Source organism: Pseudoalteromonas atlantica, assembly GCA_007988745.1.
GTDB classification, from domain to species: domain Bacteria; phylum Pseudomonadota; class Gammaproteobacteria; order Enterobacterales; family Alteromonadaceae; genus Pseudoalteromonas; species Pseudoalteromonas atlantica.
In genome coordinates, this window is the sequence record BJUT01000047.1 from 1 (window position 1) to 19151 (window position 19151).

Annotated in this window: 14 protein-coding genes; 3 read left to right on the forward strand and 11 right to left on the reverse strand. The window is 41.3% G+C overall.

From position 1 onward, the window contains the following. Window positions 1-60: 60 nt before the first annotated feature. The gene (locus PAT01_RS15875) at window positions 61-711 is read right to left on the reverse strand and encodes a M48 family metallopeptidase (RefSeq protein WP_085065543.1); all 651 of its coding nucleotides are present in this window, start codon (window positions 709-711) and stop codon (window positions 61-63) included. A gap of 309 nt (window positions 712-1020) precedes the next feature. Here PAT01_RS15875 and PAT01_RS15880 point away from each other — a divergent pair, with 309 nt between their 5' ends. Both PAT01_RS15880 and PAT01_RS15885 read left to right on the forward strand, forming a co-directional pair. Next, entirely contained in the window at window positions 1021-4353 is a 3333-nt protein-coding gene (locus tag PAT01_RS15880; protein WP_138579564.1) for an MHYT domain-containing protein, read from the forward strand. A gap of 9 nt (window positions 4354-4362) precedes the next feature. Then, on the forward strand, window positions 4363-5358 hold the full coding sequence (locus PAT01_RS15885) for a response regulator (RefSeq protein WP_154945793.1): 996 nt from the start codon (window positions 4363-4365) through the stop codon (window positions 5356-5358). Here PAT01_RS15885 and PAT01_RS15890 read toward each other — a convergent pair. Both PAT01_RS15890 and PAT01_RS15895 read right to left on the reverse strand, forming a co-directional pair. After that, window positions 5355-5783 carry a VOC family protein gene (locus PAT01_RS15890; protein WP_064386669.1) on the reverse strand — a complete coding sequence of 143 codons (429 nt, stop codon included), beginning with the start codon at window positions 5781-5783 and terminating at the stop codon, window positions 5355-5357. The genes PAT01_RS15885 and PAT01_RS15890 overlap by 4 nt on opposite strands. Window position 5784: 1 nt before the next feature. After that, window positions 5785-6441 carry an HD domain-containing protein gene (locus tag PAT01_RS15895; RefSeq protein WP_004589186.1) on the reverse strand — a complete coding sequence of 219 codons (657 nt, stop codon included), beginning with the start codon at window positions 6439-6441 and terminating at the stop codon, window positions 5785-5787. 140 nt (window positions 6442-6581) lie between these two features. On the opposite strand from PAT01_RS15895, the gene PAT01_RS15900 reads away from it, so the two are divergent. Continuing rightward, window positions 6582-7772, forward strand: coding sequence for a class I SAM-dependent methyltransferase (locus tag PAT01_RS15900; protein WP_121637668.1), 1191 nt, complete (start codon window positions 6582-6584; stop codon window positions 7770-7772). 96 nt (window positions 7773-7868) lie between these two features. On the opposite strand, the gene PAT01_RS15905 is transcribed toward PAT01_RS15900, so the two are convergent. From PAT01_RS15905 to pgi, 8 genes are all read right to left on the reverse strand, one after another. Then, on the reverse strand, window positions 7869-8165 hold the full coding sequence (locus tag PAT01_RS15905) for a PilZ domain-containing protein (RefSeq protein WP_004589184.1): 297 nt from the start codon (window positions 8163-8165) through the stop codon (window positions 7869-7871). Between the two features lie 9 nt (window positions 8166-8174). Then, complete coding sequence (locus PAT01_RS15910) at window positions 8175-8555, reverse strand: response regulator (RefSeq protein ID WP_024034218.1); 381 nt, start codon at window positions 8553-8555, stop codon at window positions 8175-8177. Between the two features lie 74 nt (window positions 8556-8629). Further along, the gene (gene hrpA / locus PAT01_RS15915) at window positions 8630-12517 is read right to left on the reverse strand and encodes an ATP-dependent RNA helicase HrpA (protein ID WP_138579558.1); all 3888 of its coding nucleotides are present in this window, start codon (window positions 12515-12517) and stop codon (window positions 8630-8632) included. A 95-nt stretch (window positions 12518-12612) separates the two neighbouring features. Continuing rightward, on the reverse strand, window positions 12613-13641 hold the full coding sequence (locus PAT01_RS15920; protein ID WP_154945794.1) for an isoaspartyl peptidase/L-asparaginase family protein: 1029 nt from the start codon (window positions 13639-13641) through the stop codon (window positions 12613-12615). Between the two features lie 241 nt (window positions 13642-13882). Then, window positions 13883-14590, reverse strand: a complete 708-nt coding sequence (locus PAT01_RS15925) for a SapC family protein (RefSeq protein ID WP_004589180.1) — start codon at window positions 14588-14590, stop codon at window positions 13883-13885. Between the two features lie 338 nt (window positions 14591-14928). After that, window positions 14929-15639, reverse strand: a complete 711-nt coding sequence (pgl, locus tag PAT01_RS15930) for a 6-phosphogluconolactonase (protein WP_154945795.1) — start codon at window positions 15637-15639, stop codon at window positions 14929-14931. 3 nt (window positions 15640-15642) lie between these two features. After that, the gene (gene zwf, locus PAT01_RS15935) at window positions 15643-17115 is read right to left on the reverse strand and encodes a glucose-6-phosphate dehydrogenase (RefSeq protein ID WP_004589178.1); all 1473 of its coding nucleotides are present in this window, start codon (window positions 17113-17115) and stop codon (window positions 15643-15645) included. 268 nt (window positions 17116-17383) lie between these two features. Further along, entirely contained in the window at window positions 17384-19030 is a 1647-nt protein-coding gene (gene pgi, locus PAT01_RS15940) for a glucose-6-phosphate isomerase (RefSeq protein ID WP_004589177.1), read from the reverse strand. Window positions 19031-19151 lie beyond the last annotated feature (121 nt).

Consider the following 19151-nt stretch of genomic DNA (forward strand, 5'->3'; position numbering starts at 1 on the left):
CTTATCTTCAGTATCCTTTTCTATACCTTTTTCATCACTATTTAAAACTTCATTTTTAGACTAATTATCAAATACCCACTGTAATGTTGCCCCGTGGTTTTTAAGCCATGCTGATGCAGATTTATAATCGGGATAAAAGTTAGCTACGTGCTTCCAAAAAGCGCTGCTGTGGTTCAAATACTTTAAATGAGCCAATTCGTGCACAATAACATAATCAATTATATGATGAGGCGCCCCAACAAGGTTAAGGCTAAAGGTTAGCTCTCGCCGAGAATTACAACTCCCCCACTTACGTTTATAACTTCCAATCGTCAATTTAGTCGGTAATGCTTCTGACATCTGTTGGCAATAATAAGCTAAACGCATTTCAATGTAGTTTGTTAGCGTTTCTTCAAGGGCAAGGCAAAGTAACTGCTTGCGTTTTTCAGGCTGTTTTTTTACTCGATTAGAAGTGTAAATAGTAAATACGCTATCGGATTGCTGAACATGCGAGCGTGTCCCTTTTGCAAAAGTAATGGTATATGGCTTAGCAAAAACCATTATTTGCTGGTTTTTAAACGGGTGTTGTTGAGTATCAATGGCGTTAAGTTGTTTATGCAATTGCGCAGTTACCCACTCATTTTTACTAAACAGCCATTGTTCTATTTGTAGTTTTGGCACGTGTGTAGGCGCATAAACAGTAACTAATTTTTGGCTAACTTTTATTGCCACTGTTTTACGCCTTGCACTGCGTTTTAGCTGATACTCAAACAAGGTGTATGCTCTAAATATAAATAAAAGCGTATTATAAAGCCTTATTTAATCAATGCAGTTATTTAGCGATAAATAAATGGGCTCAGTGTTTATTATTATTTTTATTTACGCAAAATCACGTCTTATTAATAAAGTACGCTACGCATGTTAATACTTTAATGCTAAAAAGTAACCTCGCTGATTTATAATATAAATTATTAGATTAACAGTTTATTTATAAAATAAATCTATTAAACTAGTTCAATAAAGATACTAATTTGAGCCACTATGCTGTCTGCATTTTTTATAACCGACCACGATCCGAGCCTCATTATCAACGGTGCATATAACCCTATACTGGTTAGTCTATCGGTCATTACCGCTATTTTTGCTGCCTTTTTTACGATCTGGTTGGTTGATGTAGCAAAGCAAACGCAATTCGAAAGCTATAAACGCTTAGCCAATGTGACCGGTGCCACTGTTTTATCGGCCGGTATTTGGAGTATGCATTTTATAGGTATGTTGGCCTTTTCGTTATGCACAGAAATACACTACGACCCAATCATTACCGTTTTGTCTTTTTTACCGGCGTTTATTGCATGTCAGTACGCTTTTTCGATTTTAGTAAAATCGCAAGGGTCATACAAACACCTTATTATTTGCTCTATTTTACTAGGCTCAGGCATTGGTACAATGCACTACAGCGGCATGGCAGCAATGGAGCTGGCCCCGTTACTACGTTACGATGCAATCATATTTGCTTTATCAATTGTGGTCGCTGTTGGTTTATCGTTCATAGCACTTTTTACGCGTTATCATTTAACGCGTTTGCTACCTAATTTATCACAACTGCAAGCGCGCTCTATTACCGCTGTTATTTTAGGCTCAGCGGTGGCTGGTATGCACTATATGGGTATGGCTGCTACCCGCTTTGTTGCAACCTCTCCGCTTTTACCCGATTACGAAGAGTCAACCACTGAGCTTGCTTTTGTGGCTATTGCCGTAGCTACCGCGACCGTTGCTATAACCTGTGTCATTGCAGTTATAAATGGCATGGTTAGATACCGCTTACTGCTTGAGGAAAAATCGGCGGATGAATCTCGACTAAATGCTATTTTAGGCACTGCTATTGATGGCATTGTGACTATAGATCACACCGGCATTATTTTGAGCTTTAACGAAGCTGCCAGCAAAATTTTTGGTTGGCGAGAAAACGAAGTTCAAGGTCATAATGTAAAAATGCTGATGGCCGATGAAATCGCTCGCCACCATGATGGCTATTTGTCTCACGCCAAAAATGTAGATCTAGGTAAAGTAATTGGTATAAATAGGGATGTGTCTGCCAAACACAAAGATGGCCACCTTTTTCCTATTCGCTTAGGTATAGGGGAAGTTAATCAGCCAGGCCATATGCCGTTATATGTTGGCTTTATCACCGATTTAACCGAACAACGCGCTATGCAGCAAAGTCTTATTGAAAAAGAGCAAAAGTACCGCTCTTTAATGGATAATATGCCTGGCGCTGCTTTTCGCTGTAAGTACGACGAAAACTGGAGCATGTTATTTATCAGCCCAACAGTGGCTGAACTAACAGGGTACACGCCAGAAGAGTTCACAGAAAGCTGCATAGAACTTAACGATCTTATTTTGAAAACAGATCAGCCAACGGTAAACGAAGCCGTAGCGCAAGCCATGACCTCAAGTTTAAAGTACTCGGTAGAGTATCGTATTCGCCACCGTAACGGCAAAGTTGCCTGGGTATTAGATAAAGGCAGTATTACCTGTGATAAAGATAATAACCCGCAGTGGATAGATGGGGTATTGGTTGATATTACAGAACAAAAAGAATACGAAGACAAACTTGAGCAGGCAAAATTGCAAGCTGAAGAAGCAGCGCACGCTAAGCAATCTTTTATGGCTAATATGAGCCATGAGATCCGCACGCCGATGAATTCTATTATCGGTTTTAGCGACCTACTGATGGACACTCCGCTAAACCAAGAACAGCAAAAGCACTTGGTTACAGTTAATAATGCGGCGCGTTCATTATTAAGGTTACTTAACGAAGTGCTTGATACCGCAAAACTTGAGCGCGGAAAGCTAACTATTGAACCCGTTCACTTTAGTTTAAAACAAGTACTCGATAGCATTATTTCGACATTTTGGCTTGAAGCAAAAAAGAAAGACTTGCGTTTAAAGTTGAACATTAAAGATTCTGTTGCCACAACTTACTATGGCGACCCAGATAGGTTAAGGCAAATTTTAACTAACCTCATCGGTAACGCCATTAAATTTACCGAGCAAGGTTCGGTTGAGCTCACTGTAAGTACTACGCAAACTGATCAGCTCTTTTTTGAAGTGCAAGATACCGGCATAGGTATTGCCAAAGACCGTGTTAAAGCTATATTTCAGCCGTTTGTTCAGGCCGATGGCACCACTACTCGTCGCTTTGGCGGTACAGGCCTGGGAACAACCATTAGTAAACAATTAGTAGAGCTAATGGGCGGCACTATAAACCTAGTCAGTGAAGAAAACAAAGGTAGCTGCTTTTACTTCTCTTTACCGCTTAAACAAGGCGATGCAGAAAAAATAGACCATTTCGATGGCCTGCACACTCAATTACCATCGCTAAGGGTACTTGTGGTGGATGATATTGAGCAAAACACCGAGCTGCTTTCGTTATTACTTTCTAAAGATCAACATTTGGTAAGCAAAGCAAGCAACGGTTTAGAGGCTATTGCAATATTCGAGAAACAAGATTTTGATGTCATCTTAATGGATATTCATATGCCTGAGTGTGATGGCATAGAAGCAACCACAAAAATTAGAGCCATAGAAAAGCAAAGGCAGCTTAAATTTACCCCCATTATTGCGTTAACGGCAAGCGTCCTACAGCAAGATAAACTCACAGCTAAACGTGCCGGCATGAACGGCTTTGCTAATAAGCCGATAGATATAAATCAGCTTAACCAAGAGATTGCGCAGGTGCTTGGCTTAGGTATTGCTAAAGATATGGTTATTAGCCAATCAGACCCTGAGGCTAAACACATCGACTTTGAAAAAGGTGTGATGCTTTGGGGTAATAAATGCAAACAGTTAACCGAAATTGCCAAATTTATAAATGACAGCAATAAACGATTTGATATTTTATTTAACAGTAAGTTATCTGAGATTAAAAACGCCAATAGTCTGATACATACCCTTAAAGGGGTCGCCGGTAATTTAGGCCTAACAACATTAATGACTTTATTAGCCAATTTAGAGCGTGAGCAAACTTCTGAGCAATCTACAGCGTTAGTAACACAAATAAAAGACGAGTTAGTGACAATAACGCAATTGATATCAGGCGATGAGTGCGCACAAATCACGCCTGCTGAGAGTGAAAATACTGAGCAAAAAAGCACGCTAAACGCGGCTGAATTAAAGTCACTGTGTGAAACGCTGCACCATGAAGCGCAAAGCGCCGAGCTCAACGATGTTTTGCTTGCGCAGCTTGAAAATAACGCCCCTGCACACCTACAAACTCAAGTAAATGAGGTTGTAAACGCATTTGATGAATTTGACTTTGATCAGGCGCAACACGTGCTAGACGGTCTAATTAAAGAGTTTACCCAAGAATGAGAATATTGAATGGATTTTAGCAACGACAAACCACGTATATTAATCGTTGACGATGAACCTGCTAACTTAAAAGTCATGCGAGAAGTATTAGGTAATCAATACCGTATGTCTTTTGCTAAATCAGGCGCTGCAGCACTTGCGCTACTAGAAAAAGAACAGCCTAAACTTATATTACTCGATATCATGATGCCCGATATGAATGGCTTTGAGGTGTGCGAAATACTTAAAAGCACACTCGCGCTTTCGCATATCCCAATTATTTTTGTAACGGCTTTGGGTGATGAAAGCGATGAGTTTAAAGGCTTTGAACTCGGTGCTGTTGATTACATTACTAAACCTATTAGCCCCGCGATTGTGCGCGCACGTGTTAAAACGCATTTATCGCTTGTACAAGCCGAGCAATTAAAGCAAGCCCATGTTGATTTAGTACATCGATTAGGCCGCGCTGCAGAGTACAAAGACACAGACACTGGCGAGCACATTGCTAGGATGAGCCAATACAGTAAATTATTAGCATTAGAATTTGGCATGGGTGAGCAACAAGCAGAGCTGCTTCGCCAAGCAGCCCCCATGCACGATGTAGGTAAAATAGGTATTCCGGATGCTATTTTATTAAAACCTGGGCGATTAACCCCTGACGAATTTGACCACATGAAACAGCATGCGGCTATTGGCGCGCAAATTTTAGCAAATTCCTCATCACCGCTATTACAACTTGCCCATAAACTGGCTATAGAGCACCACGAAAAGTGGGATGGCAGTGGCTACCCTAATGGTTTACAAGGCGAACAAATATCGGTTGAAGGGCGTATTGTGGCTATTGCAGATGTATTTGATGCCCTTACCTCTAAACGCCCGTATAAAGAGGCTTGGGGTGTAGAAGAGGCGCTTGAGCATATGCAAGCACAAGCGGGTAAACACTTTGACCCACACCTCATCAATTTATTTGTAAATAAGCTCGATGCTATAATCGCAATTAAAAACACATACCAAGAGCAACACTAAGTATTGCGCGTGCGTGAGCCTTGTTTTACATCACCATATACCGCTTTTATGTGCGGGTAGTCATGAGAGGTTATTTCGTGGCTATTCCCACTGTTATCTTTAAAATAAAGCGAAAACGTTACACCGTGATCAGCCAGTACAGTTTTTATGTTTAAGCCATTTAAATAATCAACCCAACCAATAAACTGTGCACCGGTGGCTGCAAACGCAATACCTTTGCTTCGCCCTTGTCCTTCAAATAACGCTAAACGCGTTGTTTTTGCGCTATCTTCAAGTGTGAGTGGCCCTTTGCCATTTTCATCCCAAAAGGCAAGCTCTTCAACTACGCTAAAGCCTAGTACCTGCTTGTACCACTTTAGCGCTTCTTGGATGTTTTCAACATTAAGGTGGCAATGATCAATGCCCGATAATAAAGGAGCGCTCATATTATTGACCAATTTCTGATTTTAGCTGCTCTAAAAACGCATACATATACTCTGTGCGTCGCTCTGCCTCGGCTTTAGCTGAGGGCGTATTCATGCTCTTAGCAATATGAAGCAATTTAATAAAAAAGTGATCAAGGGTATAGGTTTTATCATCTGCTTCGCGGTTAACACAAAATGGGTCATCAGGGTTATACAGTAAACGGCTAATAGAGCCCCCTACTTTCATACAACGGCTAACGCCTATTGCACCGAGTGCATCCATTCTATCGGCATCTTGCACGATTTGCGCTTCTACAGTTTTAACCGCTATATTGGCGCTAAAGCTATGGGCAGCTATAGCATGATGAATATCATCAAACAAACATGCGTCGTAGTTAATTGATTTTAAAAACGCAATGGCTTTATCTGCCGCCATAGTAGATGCTTTTGCTCTATCGGGGTGGTTTTTTGCCACCGCAACACAATCGTGCATCCACGCCGCCGGCAAAACAATATTCATATTGGCTTGCTCGGCGTGACATAATTGAATGGCAACACGCACTACGCGTTCAATATGCGTTATGTCGTGTGCTACATCGGCATGTATTAACGAAGTAATAAATGAGCGACATTGAGAATCAAGCTGTTGTAACTCAGGGCTTAAAGCAGTGTTGGCCACAGTGATGTTCCAAAAAACTAATTTATATGAGAATTATCCGTACTTTAACGCGCTTTACACCTCCCTTGCAAAACATTCATTGTATGTTGCCCTATGCTTGACTAAAATACAGCGCTTATTTATTACAACTGAGAAGCATTATGTCATCTGCCGTTTACCTACAAGCTGGTCGCGAAAAATCATTAAAAAGAAAACACCCTTGGTTATTTTCAAAAGCCATCAAAAAAATTAAAGGTAAACCAGGCCTAGGTGATACGGTTACCATTCACGACAGCGAAGGTAAATTTTTAGCCACCGCAGCTTATAGCCCTCACTCACAAATAAGAGCGCGAGTGTGGAGCTTTGATGAAAAAGAAGTAATAGACCAACACTTTTTTGAGCGTCGCTTACGCCGTGCTTTAGATGCTCGCGAGCATGCAATAGCCGAAGGCGGTTTAACTGGCTTTAGGTTGTGTGCTGCTGAGTCTGACTACTTGCCAGGTGTAACCATTGATAAGTTTGATAACACCTTAGTTTGCCAATTACTAAGTGCCGGCGCTGAGCGCCATAAAGGTGAAATTGTAGGCGCGTTAATGGCTATTTTTCCTGGCGCGAATATTTATGAGCGCTCAGATGTAGACGTGCGCACCAAAGAAGGCTTAGAACCTATTAAAGGTGTACTGTGGGGCAACGAACCTTCAGAGCCGGTGGTTATTGAAGAAAATGGCTTAAAGCTTGAAGTAGACATTTTAGAAGGTCATAAAACAGGCTTTTACCTGGATCAGCGTGATAGCCGCGCAGCACTTGAGCGCTTTTCAAAAGATAAAACCGTATTAAATTGCTTTAGCTACACAGGTACTTTCTCACTTTACGCACTACGTGGTGGCTGTAAACACGTCACGAATGTTGATGTATCACAACCAGCACTGGATACCGCTAAGCGTAACGTAGAGCACAATAACTTAGATTTAAATAAAGTCGATTTTGTAAAACAAGATGTGTTTAAGCTATTACGCCAATACCGTGAGGAAGGCAAACAGTTTGATACTATTGTGATGGACCCTCCAAAATTTGCAGACAACAAAGCGCAGTTAACCGGGGCGTGTCGTGGTTATAAAGATATAAACATGATTGCTATGCAAATATTAAAACCAGGCGGTACATTACTTACCTTCTCGTGCTCTGGATTAATGGAGCAAAACTTGTTTCAAAAAGTGGTAGCAGACGCTGCGCTAGATGCAGGTAAAGAGCTATTGATTATGGAGCGTTTAAATCAAGCGGCCGATCACCCTATTGCTGGCAGTTACCCTGAAGGCTTTTACTTAAAAGGCTTGATTTGTAAGGTTTACTAAAAATTATTGTTATTACCTACAAGGACGTAGGTAATAAAATCGAACGTTATTTAACACCCGCAATAGCAAAAGCCAGCCGCTAGGTGTTTATTCAATTTAATTAAACTGAACTATTTCTAATCCCGCGGTAATGGTGCCATCGTCTTCTTTGCTAGCACGTATAACTTTAGCCGTTGCATTTAAAGAGGCAATACTTGGGTGAGTCGACTCTATATTAACCTGTAACAAAGTATCGAGCTCAAGCAAGTCATCTAAATGTAGTGATAACCCAGTGGCACTTAAATCAACACATTCTGCGGTATAATTTAGCCCAGCAACAGGCTCTATTGTTGTTAATTGCGCAGGAGTATTCACCTGCATACGTCTAAAATTGCGCTTATCTTCAGTAAACATGCATCACCTTTAAACAACCGTGTTTATTTGCTCAAATAAAGTACCCATCGAAAACGGTTTTACTACATAGGCATCACACCCTGCATCAAAGCCAGCTTGCTTTTCCGAGGGCGACTCTAAGCCCGAAACCATAACAACAGGTATATTTTTAGTCTCAGGCGTGTGCTTAAGCATCCGACATGTATCATACCCATCTAGGCCAGGCATACATACATCAAGCAAAATAATATCCGGCGGGTTAGCAATGGCAGACGCCAAACAGCTTTTACCCGAGTCAGCATAACTAACATCAAATTTTGAGGTCAGGGCAGATTTAAGCATTTCATAATTAAAATACTCGTCATCTACAACTAACAATCGCTTAATCTTATGTTCAACCGATGAGGACATAGGTATGTCGCTTCCTTCTCAACCAAAAATAAATCCTTCTATTAAGGTACTAAGCTTAATAGAAAATGCAAGTTTTATTCTATCTCTTTTATCGCATTCATAACGCGTTTTGCAGAAATAGGATATGGGGTACCTAAGGTTTGCGCAAACAGTGACACCCTAAGCTCCTGCTGCATCCAAAAAATAGCGTTTACCTGTTGCGGAATAGGCAAGCCTTTTGGAATTTTATTTACGAGCTTTTTGTACTCTTGCGCTACTTTTTCAAGTTCTAAAACACACAATCTATCGCGGTTAGGATCAACAGGCAGTTTTTCTAAACGTTTTTGAATCGCTTTTAAATAACGAATTAGGTCGGGCATTTTATTCGCACCGTGAGCGCTCACAAATCCTTTGAAGATAAGTGACTCAAGCTGCGATTTTATATCGCCATGGGCAGTTATCATAGTTAAATCGACACGCCCTTTCATTTTTTTATGTAACGCATGAGCAATGCTTAAAACTTGTTCAACTTGGGTGGCAATTTCTACCACAGCATCGCCTAGTTCGCCCCTAATTTGCTCTTTAACTTTATCAAAAGCGTCTTCATCGCGTATATCGCCATGCTTTATTAATAAGCTGTCTACGCCGGCGGCAATACAATCGTCAATTAAGTCTGCAATTTTCCCAAACGGATTAAAGTACAAGCCCAGTTTGGCTTTATTAGGCAAGTTTTGCTGAAGGTACTTTATTGGCGACGGCACATTTAATAATACTAAACGCCGTAAACCTTGCTGGTGCGCTTGCTGGGCTTTTTCTTCACTATCAAAGAGCTCAATTGCCGCTGTGGATTTTTTATCTACCAGCGCTGGGTAAGCTTTTATTTCGTATTGGCCTTGCTTTTTAACGTACGAGGCAGGCAAAGCGCCAAAGTCCCATTGTGTTAAATCGGCTTTTTCAATGCCTTTATCGGCCACCTTTGATAGCGTATCAGTTACTTTGCCTTGCAGCTGTGCTTTTAGTTTTGCTAAATCTAGTCCGCGTGCTAGCAATTTATCGTGCTCATCACGCACCTCAAACTGCAATCTTAAATGAGGCGCCAGTGCGTTTAGATCCCACGCTTCTATATCTACTTTTACGCCTGTCATTCTTAGTAAGCGTGTAGTAAGTGCATCAAGTAAGCTGCCTTGCATAGGCTCAATGGCGGCCAGTACAGCATCAGCGTAATTGGGAGCAGGTACAAAGTTACGACGTAACGACTTAGGTAACGATTTAATTAAACCGCTTATTAGCTCATGCCTAAAGGCAGGTATGTGCCAATCAAACCCGGTTTCTTGCACTTGGTTTAAAAGTGCTACCGGTATTTGTACAGCCACCCCATCAACAGCTTGTCCTGGATCAAAATGATAGCTCAGTGGCAAAATGATATTATCTTGCTGCCATGTATCAGGGTAATCAAACTCAGTAATATTACTTGCACCGTGCTGCATAAGCTCTTCACGGGACATGTATAGGTAGCGTTTGTCTTTTTGCTTTTGGGCTTTATACCACTTAATAAAGGCTGCACGGTTGTTAATTTCTTTAGGTATTTTTTTATCGTAAAATTCAAATAACGTTTGCTCATCAACCAAAATATCGCGACGTCGCGATTTATGCTCAAGTACCTGAATATCTTCTATTAGCTCGCGGTTGTACGCCAAAAATTGCTCATTTAAGCCAAGCTCTTGCTCTACAAGGGCGGTGCGTACAAACAGCTCACGACTAACTTTAGGGTCTATATTGCTATACACACAGCGGCGTTTATTAACCACCAATAAGCCGTACAAGGTTTGTTGCTCGAACGCGATAACAGCGCCTGGTTTTTTCTCCCAATGCGGCTCAGAATAGCTTCGTTTTACTAAATGCTGTGCAAGGGGCTCTACCCAATTAATATCTATTTTGGCATTAATACGTGCGTATAGTTTACTGGTCTCTACCAGCTCTGCCGACATAATCCATTTGGGGCTCTTTTTAAATAATCCAGAACCCGGAAAAATATGAAACTGGCTATTACGAGCGCCTTTATATACTTGCTTTTCGTCTTTAAAGCCTATGTGACTTAACATGCCGCTCAGTAACGCTTTGTGTATTAGCTCTGAGTCAGCCACTTGCGTGGTGGCTTTAATTTTCATTTCGTTGCACACAGTGCTTATTTGATAAACAATGTCTTGCCACTCACGAATACGCATATAAGCTAAAAAGTCTTTTTGGCACAACTTTCTAAACTGGCTATTTGTCAGCTCACTTTGCTGCTCTTCTAGGTAATTCCAAAGATTTAAAAAAGCAATAAAATCCGAGTCAGGGTCATCAAAGCGACTGTGTTTTTCGTTCGCTGCGGCGCGTTTTTCTTGCGGGCGCTCTCGGGGGTCTTGAATCGACAGCGCTGCCACAATAATAATAACTTCTCGTAGTGCACCGAGCTTATTAGCCGTCAACACCATTTTAGCTAAACGCGGGTCGACCGGTAAGCGGCTAAGCTCACGCCCTGATTGCGTTAAACTCGTTTGATGGCGCTTTTTACTCGGCTTAATCGCCTGAAGTTCTTCAAGTAGGGTTAAACCATCGTTAATATTGCGACTATCTGGCGCTTGTACAAACGGAAACTCGCTCATATCGCCAAGCCCTAATGCCAACATTTGCAAAATAACAGAGGCTAAATTAGTGCGCAGTATTTCTGGGTCTGTAAATTCTGGGCGAGATATAAAGTCATCTTGCGAGTATAAACGTATACAAATACCCGCTTCAACACGGCCACAGCGTCCCATACGCTGGTTCGCACTTGCCTGAGAAATTGGCTCAATAGGTAAACGCTGTACTTTAGTACGATAGCTGTAACGGCTAATACGCGCTGTACCTGGGTCTATTACATAACGAATACCCGGCACCGTTAATGAGGTTTCGGCCACGTTGGTTGATAAAATAATATGGCGGCGCGAATGCGGGGCAAATATACGATTTTGCTCTGCGTTAGATAAGCGCGAGTAAAGTGGTAATACGTCGGTGTGTTTTAAATTACGTTTAGAGAGCGCCTCTGCAGTATCGCGTATTTCGCGCTCGCCATTTAAAAATATGAGAATGTCCCCGGGCCCTTCAGCGCACAGCTCATCTACCGCATCAAAAATACCTTGCAGTTGGTCGCCTTCGGCTTCCATAGCGTCTTTATTTATATCGCTTATAGGGTTATAGCGCACCTCAACGGGGAATGTACGTCCCGACACTTCAATAATTGGCGCATCATCAAAGTGCTTTGAAAAACGTTCAGGATCAATGGTCGCCGAGGTAATAATAACTTTTAAGTCGGGGCGCTTTGGCAGTAAGTTTTTTAAATACCCTAAAATAAAATCGATATTTAAGCTGCGCTCATGGGCTTCATCAATAATGATGGTGTCGTACTGATTTAAAAAGCGGTCTTGTTGTATTTCGGCGAGCAAAATACCGTCGGTCATCAGTTTTACATACGTATTATTAGAAACCTGATCGCTAAAACGTATTTTAAAACCGATTTGTTGGCCAAGCTCACATTTCATTTCCTCAGCAATGCGGTTAGCTACACTGCGCGCGGCTAAACGTCGTGGCTGGGTATGGCCAATAAAGCCATCAACCCCACGGCCAAGCTCTAAACACATTTTTGGTATTTGCGTGGTTTTACCTGAGCCTGTTTCACCGGCAATAATCACCACTTGATTATTCGCAATGGCGTCTTTAATGACGTCCTTTTTTTGACTTACCGGTAATTGCTCAGGGTACGTTACAGCGGGCAGCTCAGCTAAACGTTTTTCACGTAGCTGCTGGCTGCGGGTAATATCAGCCGCTATTTTTTCAAGGGCATTGGCCTGCTTAGTCTCATCTTGTATTTTTTTTACGCCATGTAAGCGTTTTTTAAATATAAACTGATCTTTTTTTAAGCACGTTTTAAGCTCGCCAAACAACTGACCTAGGTTTACCACCCGCACACCTTATAAATTTAATAAATGAGGGCTAATAGTATCAAAATAAACGCGCAGCGTTAATCCTACAATCCCTATAAGGCTTATATATCACGCTATTGGTTTTTAAAAATTCCCACAAAGGTTGCTTGCGTGTTCGATTTGCTTGCTCGGTACATGCCCGAGGTATTAAATGGCATACTAATATGACCTTTAGCATCCACAATAATAACCCCACCTGTACCACCTATAGGCGCAAGTACTTGGTTAATAACCTCATCCCCAGCTTGTTCAATGGTTTTATTTTGATATTTAACGCGTGCACAAATATCACTGGCAACACTGTAGCGAATAAAATACTCGCCGTGACCGGTGGCCGATACCGCACACGAATCGTTTTCAGCAAATGTACCCGCGCCAATAACAGGGGAATCGCCAATGCGGCCAAAGCGTTTTGCGGTCATGCCACCTGTAGATGTACCTGCGGCTAAATTGCCGTTTTTATCAAGTGCCACTGCGCCTACGGTGCCCATTTTATAATTTGTTGGCAGGGCTTTATGCGCAGCTTGGTAGTTTTTGCTGGTTGCTTTTTCTAATTTTTGCTTTGCTTTTAAAAGTGCTTCATAACGGTGCTTAGTATCAAATATATTATTTTCTATCAGCGCAACGCCCTGCTCTTTGGCAAATTCTTCAGCGCCTTGACCACTAAGCATTACGTGTACTGAGTTATCCATTACTAAGCGGGCTAATTGAATTGGGCTTTCTATGTGCTTTACGCCAGCGACCGCACCCGCTTGACGGTTTCGCCCATCCATTATTGAGGCATCAAGCTCATGGCTGCCATCATAGGTGTACACTGCACCACGCCCAGCATTAAAGTAAGGCGACTGCTCTAATACTTCAATAGCAGTGGTGATTGCATCTAAACTTTCGCCGCCCTTTTCAAGTACGGTGTAACCCGCTTCAACAGCTTCGGCTAGTTTTGCTCGGTAGGCTTTTTCTTGCTCTGGGGTAAATTTTGCTTTTTCAATTGTGCCTGCTCCACCATGAATCGCTATAGCAAACGGGGCTTGTTCACTTAATGCTTGCGTGCTTAGTGTTAAGCAGCCGCTGGCTAAAACTGACAATAAGAATGTTTTTTTCATAGTGCGCTCTTTTTTAAATTTAGTATTGAATTTACTTTGAATGGTTACACGTATTTTTTCAACTAATATCAACGGTATTAAGTTAGCACTTTATTTAAGCACTTAATAAACAGCCTAATAATAATGCGAAATACGAGGGTGTGATTTTCCCCTCTGGCCTATTTTTAAAAATTGGCATAGAGTAAGTTTAATGGCACAAAAAAAGCGCCATCAGGCGCTTTTTATCTAAACGTGTATGTAATTACGCGTCTTGCTTAGCTTTTAAACGTGCTAAACGTGCTACTTGGTGAGTAGATGTTAAGAACGAATAAATAGGTGCTAAGTAACCGCGCTTACGAAGCTCTAAAAATTCTTCATCGCTAAGCGAGTTAAGTTTTTTCTCATCGATAAGGTAAATACCGTTGATGTCTTTTTTCTCGCCTTTAATGTCTACTGTTAGCGTTTGCGCTACTAGTAACTCTTTATCAGCTAAGTATTTAGTGAATGCTTCTGTTACTTGAGAAAACTCAATGAAAGACACTAAAGACTCTTTACGACGCTTTAAGTAGTCTGTTTCTTCACCGTTTTCAAATAATGCGTTACCTTCTTCTTCACCTACAAGCGAGCTTGCTTCGTCAATCACAATACCGTACTGATCTTGCTCAGGGTGCTTTACTAGACCTAATGGGTAACGCGTTGATGCCATAGGCGCAAAAGCTGCTGTCCATTTACCATCTTCTACAAACAGGTTTTCGCCTGGCTCTAGGCCAAACATTGCAACTGCTTGGAAAGTACCGCTTTCGTTGTTTTTAACAAAAGACATTGGGAATTCATTTGCTACGCGTGCAAACTCATGTGCAACTACTGGCACTAAATGTTGAGTTTTCATAAATTCAACGTTGATGCCGTTTTGAATTTTAGTGTTGGCATGCTTTTCGTTGTGTAAAGGCTGTACTTGTTGCTCCGCCATGTTACTGCTCCGTTTATTTTTAATATATATGTTTCATTGTTAATGCCTTTAGGCTAATGCTTTTGAACGAAAAAAGGAAGGGAAAGTTTTATGACAACCGTCATGAAAAAATAAAGTTTAACTAAATCTGGGCGTTGCTAAAAAACAGACAATAAAAACGCAACTAATACGCTCAAAAACAGTACAAATAACGGGTAATTTTAATACAGCACCATAAAAACCATTAACACTGGTTAACAGTTTGACGGTATTTTTTGAATAGGTTTAGCATGTTATTTAGCCAAATAAAAAGGCAGCTTAATTAAGCTGCCTTTTTAAACTGTAAATAAGCGGCTAAATTAAGGCGCCCAATACACTTCAATATTTATGCTTGGGTGGTTTATCACAGCGCGAAGTGGCATATCGTTTACATCGCCACCCGCTTTAGCTTGCTTGTATACCGCTAGCTTTTCTTCACCACTGATCAGGAGTTTAACCACTTTAGAGTTTGCTATTGCATTTAAAGTCAGTGTCATGCGCTCTGTAATGCTGCCTGTCACGTCACTTTCTATTGCATTAATAGCGCACACAGTTTGCTGTGTTGTTAAACCATGCTCAAGGCCCTGCGCATGTGGGAACAATGACGCTGTATGGCCATCTGGACCCATGCCTAAAATTGTTACATCATACGGTGCTTTTAAAGCGCCATAAGCGGCTTCACATACTTGTGTACCTTGCTCGGCCGTTGCTGCATCGTTTTTCATGGTAATAAAACTAGCGGCACTGCCGTAATTTTGTAACAAGGTGCTTTTTATAAACGCTTCGTTACTTTTTTCGTGGCTTGGCTCAACCCAGCGCTCATCAACCATGGCAACATCTACATTTTGCCAATCTAAATCAAGCGTTGATAAGTGCTTGTACGCTGGCGCCGGAGACGAACCGCCCGATACCATTAGCACAGCACGGCCATCACTTTTTATGCCATCACGTAAAGATTGCTCAAGCGTGTGTGATAGCTCAGCGGTTAACTCATCTTTTGAGTCAAAAAATTTTTCAACAAGTGTTGCCATACCTTACGCCTTATCGCCTGTGTTAAACCACACGTGGTTGTTTTCAGCTAATAATTCATCAGCATCATCCGGTCCCCAGCTACCAGCACGATAAAGTGCAGGTTTGCCTTTAGTTTGCCAGCGCTCAATAATTGGATCTATCCATTTCCACGCTTGACGAACTTCGTCACGGTGTATAAATAACGATGGGTTATTAGCTGCAGCATCAAGCATTAAGCGTTTGTACGCATCAGAATGGAAACCGTTGCTGTATGCTTGAGAAAGCTCAATATTCATCGTTACCGGCTCTAATTGCATTTCAAGATTATCAAGGCGCTTAGACATAAGCGTTAATTGAATCGTCTCTTCCGGCTGCAAACGAATAACAAGACGGTTTGGCTCAATATTACCCACGTTTTCTTCATAAATATTGTGCGATACTTTTTTGTACTCAACCACAATTTCTGCACAACGTTTAGCCATACGCTTACCAGTACGAAGGTAAAAAGGTACCCCCGCCCAGCGCCAGTTATCAATGTGTGCACGAATAGCAACAAAAGTTTCTGTTTTACTTGAACCTTCGTTAAGCTCTTCTAAGTAACCAGGTACAATTTTACCGTTTAAATCCCCTGGTACGTATTGACCGCGAACGATATTTTCATCTACGTCACCTTCAAGTAACGGACGAAGTGCTTCTAATACTTTAAGTTTTTCAGTACGGATGCTATTTGCGTTTAGTTTATTTGGTGATTCCATTGCCACTAAGCACAATAACTGTAATAGGTGGTTTTGCACCATGTCGCGCAGTGCACCGGCTTTATCGTAAAAACCAGCACGGCTTTCAAGGCCTACCGTTTCAGATAAACTAATTTGAATATTATCAATAGATTTAGCATCCCACATGTTTTCAAACAGTGAGTTTGAAAAACGCAGCGCCATTAGGTTTTGTACTGTCTCTTTACCTAAGTAGTGGTCTATACGGAAAATTTGCTCTTCGTCAAAAAACTCTGCAATTTTACCATTGATAGCCTCTGCTGATTCGCCGCAGTAACCAATTGGCTTTTCAACAACCACACGTGAAGTGGGTGTGATCAAACCTTTCGTTGATAAAATTTCACAACATGTGCCGTAAACAGCAGGCGGAAGTGATAAATAAAATACGCGAGATTTATTGCTGTCGTGCTCATCTAAAATGCCTTTAAGTACATCCCAGTTGTCGTCAGCTTCGGTTACGTTGCTTACTACAGGCACTAAGTAAGTAGAAAATGCTTTCCAATCTTTAGCGTTAAATTCGCCTTTACTTAAAAACTCTTTCAGTGCGTTGTGCGCTGTTTCTATGTAGTCAGCACGCTTACTTTCTTCACGCACTGTAGGCAGAATACGCGAGCCTTCTGGTAAGTTGCCTTCTTGATATGCTCTGTACATTGCAGGTAGCAATTTGCGTAACGCAAGATCACCACCGCCCCCAAAAATTATAATATCAAAAGGATTAAGCATAGTTACTCTCTACGTTTGTAATACCTAAAAGCGACTTCCATAAGCCGCTTGGTATGCAGGTTTAGTGCTTGAATGACAGTGGCTCTTAGTGTTAATAAAAGCCTATTGAATGTTTTACGCTATGGCGTTTTATTTATTATTTGACTGTTCGCACAATTAAATGAGTCTTAGGAGTCCTGTAAATCCTCTCACAAAAATACAGGCCCTAAGAACTCCAGCGCTACCCGTTCAAAGGTACTCGGTTTGCTTATTTACATAAGCGAATATATTACTGCGTACGGTGTTGCTTGTAGTACGCAATTAAGCCATTTGTTGAACTATCGTGGGCGTGTTTTACGCTGTCATCGGTTAGTTCGCTTTCAATTTTAGAGGCAAGGCCTTTACCAAGCTCTACACCCCATTGATCAAATGAGCAAATTTCTAAAATTATGCCTTGGCAGAAAATTTTATGTTCGTACAGCGCAATTAAGCGTCCTACTGTTTTTGCATCAACTGTATCTAGCAGTATAGATGTTGTAGGGCGATTACCCTGATGAATTTTATGATTTAGTAACTCATCAATTTGTGCTTGTGTTTTACCTTTAGCGGCTAAATCTTCTGTGACTTGCTGTGCATCTACACCGCTCATCATTGCTTCTGTTTGCGCTAAAAAGTTAGATAATAAAATATCGTGATGCTTATCTACGGCTACCTGCGGCTTAACTGAGGCAATAAAATCAGCAGGTACAATTACATTACCTTGGTGTAAACACTGATAAAACGCATGTTGGCCGTTAATACCGGTCATACCCCAAATAATAGGAACCGTTGTATAAGGTACGGTTTCGCCAGCAAAGTTTACGTGTTTACCGTTACTTTCCATCTCACCTTGTTGTAAATACGCAGGTAACATATGAAGCGCTTGGTCGTACGGTAAAATAGCTTGCGACGTAAAGCCTAAAAAGCTGGTATTCCATACACTAAGTAGTGCCATTATAAGCGGAATATTTTGCTCAAATGGGGCTGCTTTAAAGTGCTCATCTACTTCAAATGCGCCTTCTAAAATAGCTTCAAACGCGTCATAACCTAGGTATAACGCAATAGGTAAGCCTATCGCACTCCAAAGTGAAAAGCGACCCCCTACCCAATCCCACATAGTGAATACGTTTTCATCGCTAATACCAAAGGCTGCGGTTTTTTCTAAGTTTGTGCTAACAGCAACAAAATGCTTAGCAATGGCGCTGTCATCTTTTGCTGTTTGTAAAAACCAATCAACGGCCGTTTTGGCGTTGGTCATGGTTTCTGATGTGGTAAATGTTTTCGATGAAATAACAAACAAGGTTGTTTCTGGGTCAATTGCTTTTAACACAGAGGCAATTTGAACACCGTCAGCATTAGATACGTAATGAACATTTAAAGTGTCATCAGCAAGTGCTTTTAGCGCTTCGGTTGCCATTTGCGGGCCTAGGTTTGAACCACCTACACCAATGCTTACCACATCTTTTACTGCTTTACCTGTGTAGCCTACCCATTGCCCACTGCGTACTTTTTCTACAAAGGTTTTAATTTTAGCTAATTCGTTATCGACCGCTTGTGTTACGTCTTCGCCGTCAACAACTAAAGGTGTATGGGCACGATTACGTAAAGCAGTATGAAGAACAGCACGCTCTTCTGTAATATTGATTTTTTCACCGCTAAACATCTTGTCGCGCCAAGAGGCAATGTCACACTCTTTAGCAAGCTCGATGAGTTGTGCAAAAATAGTTTTATCAATACGCTGCTTTGAATAATCAAACAACACACCCGGAATTTGAGTAGAGAATGCATCAAATCGTGTATCATCTTGTGCAAATAACGTTTTTAGATGGGTTTGTTTCATCTGCGCGGCACTATTTTGCAGTGCTTGCCAACTTGCTAATTGCGAACGATTAGACATGTAAATATCCTCTAAAATATTTAAATTAATGATTTAAAAACAGTTTTAGGTAAAAAGACTTCGCTAATTGCGCGTAGTGCTAGTAAAAAAGCAAGCGCTTAGTATAACGAAAAAAGCAATA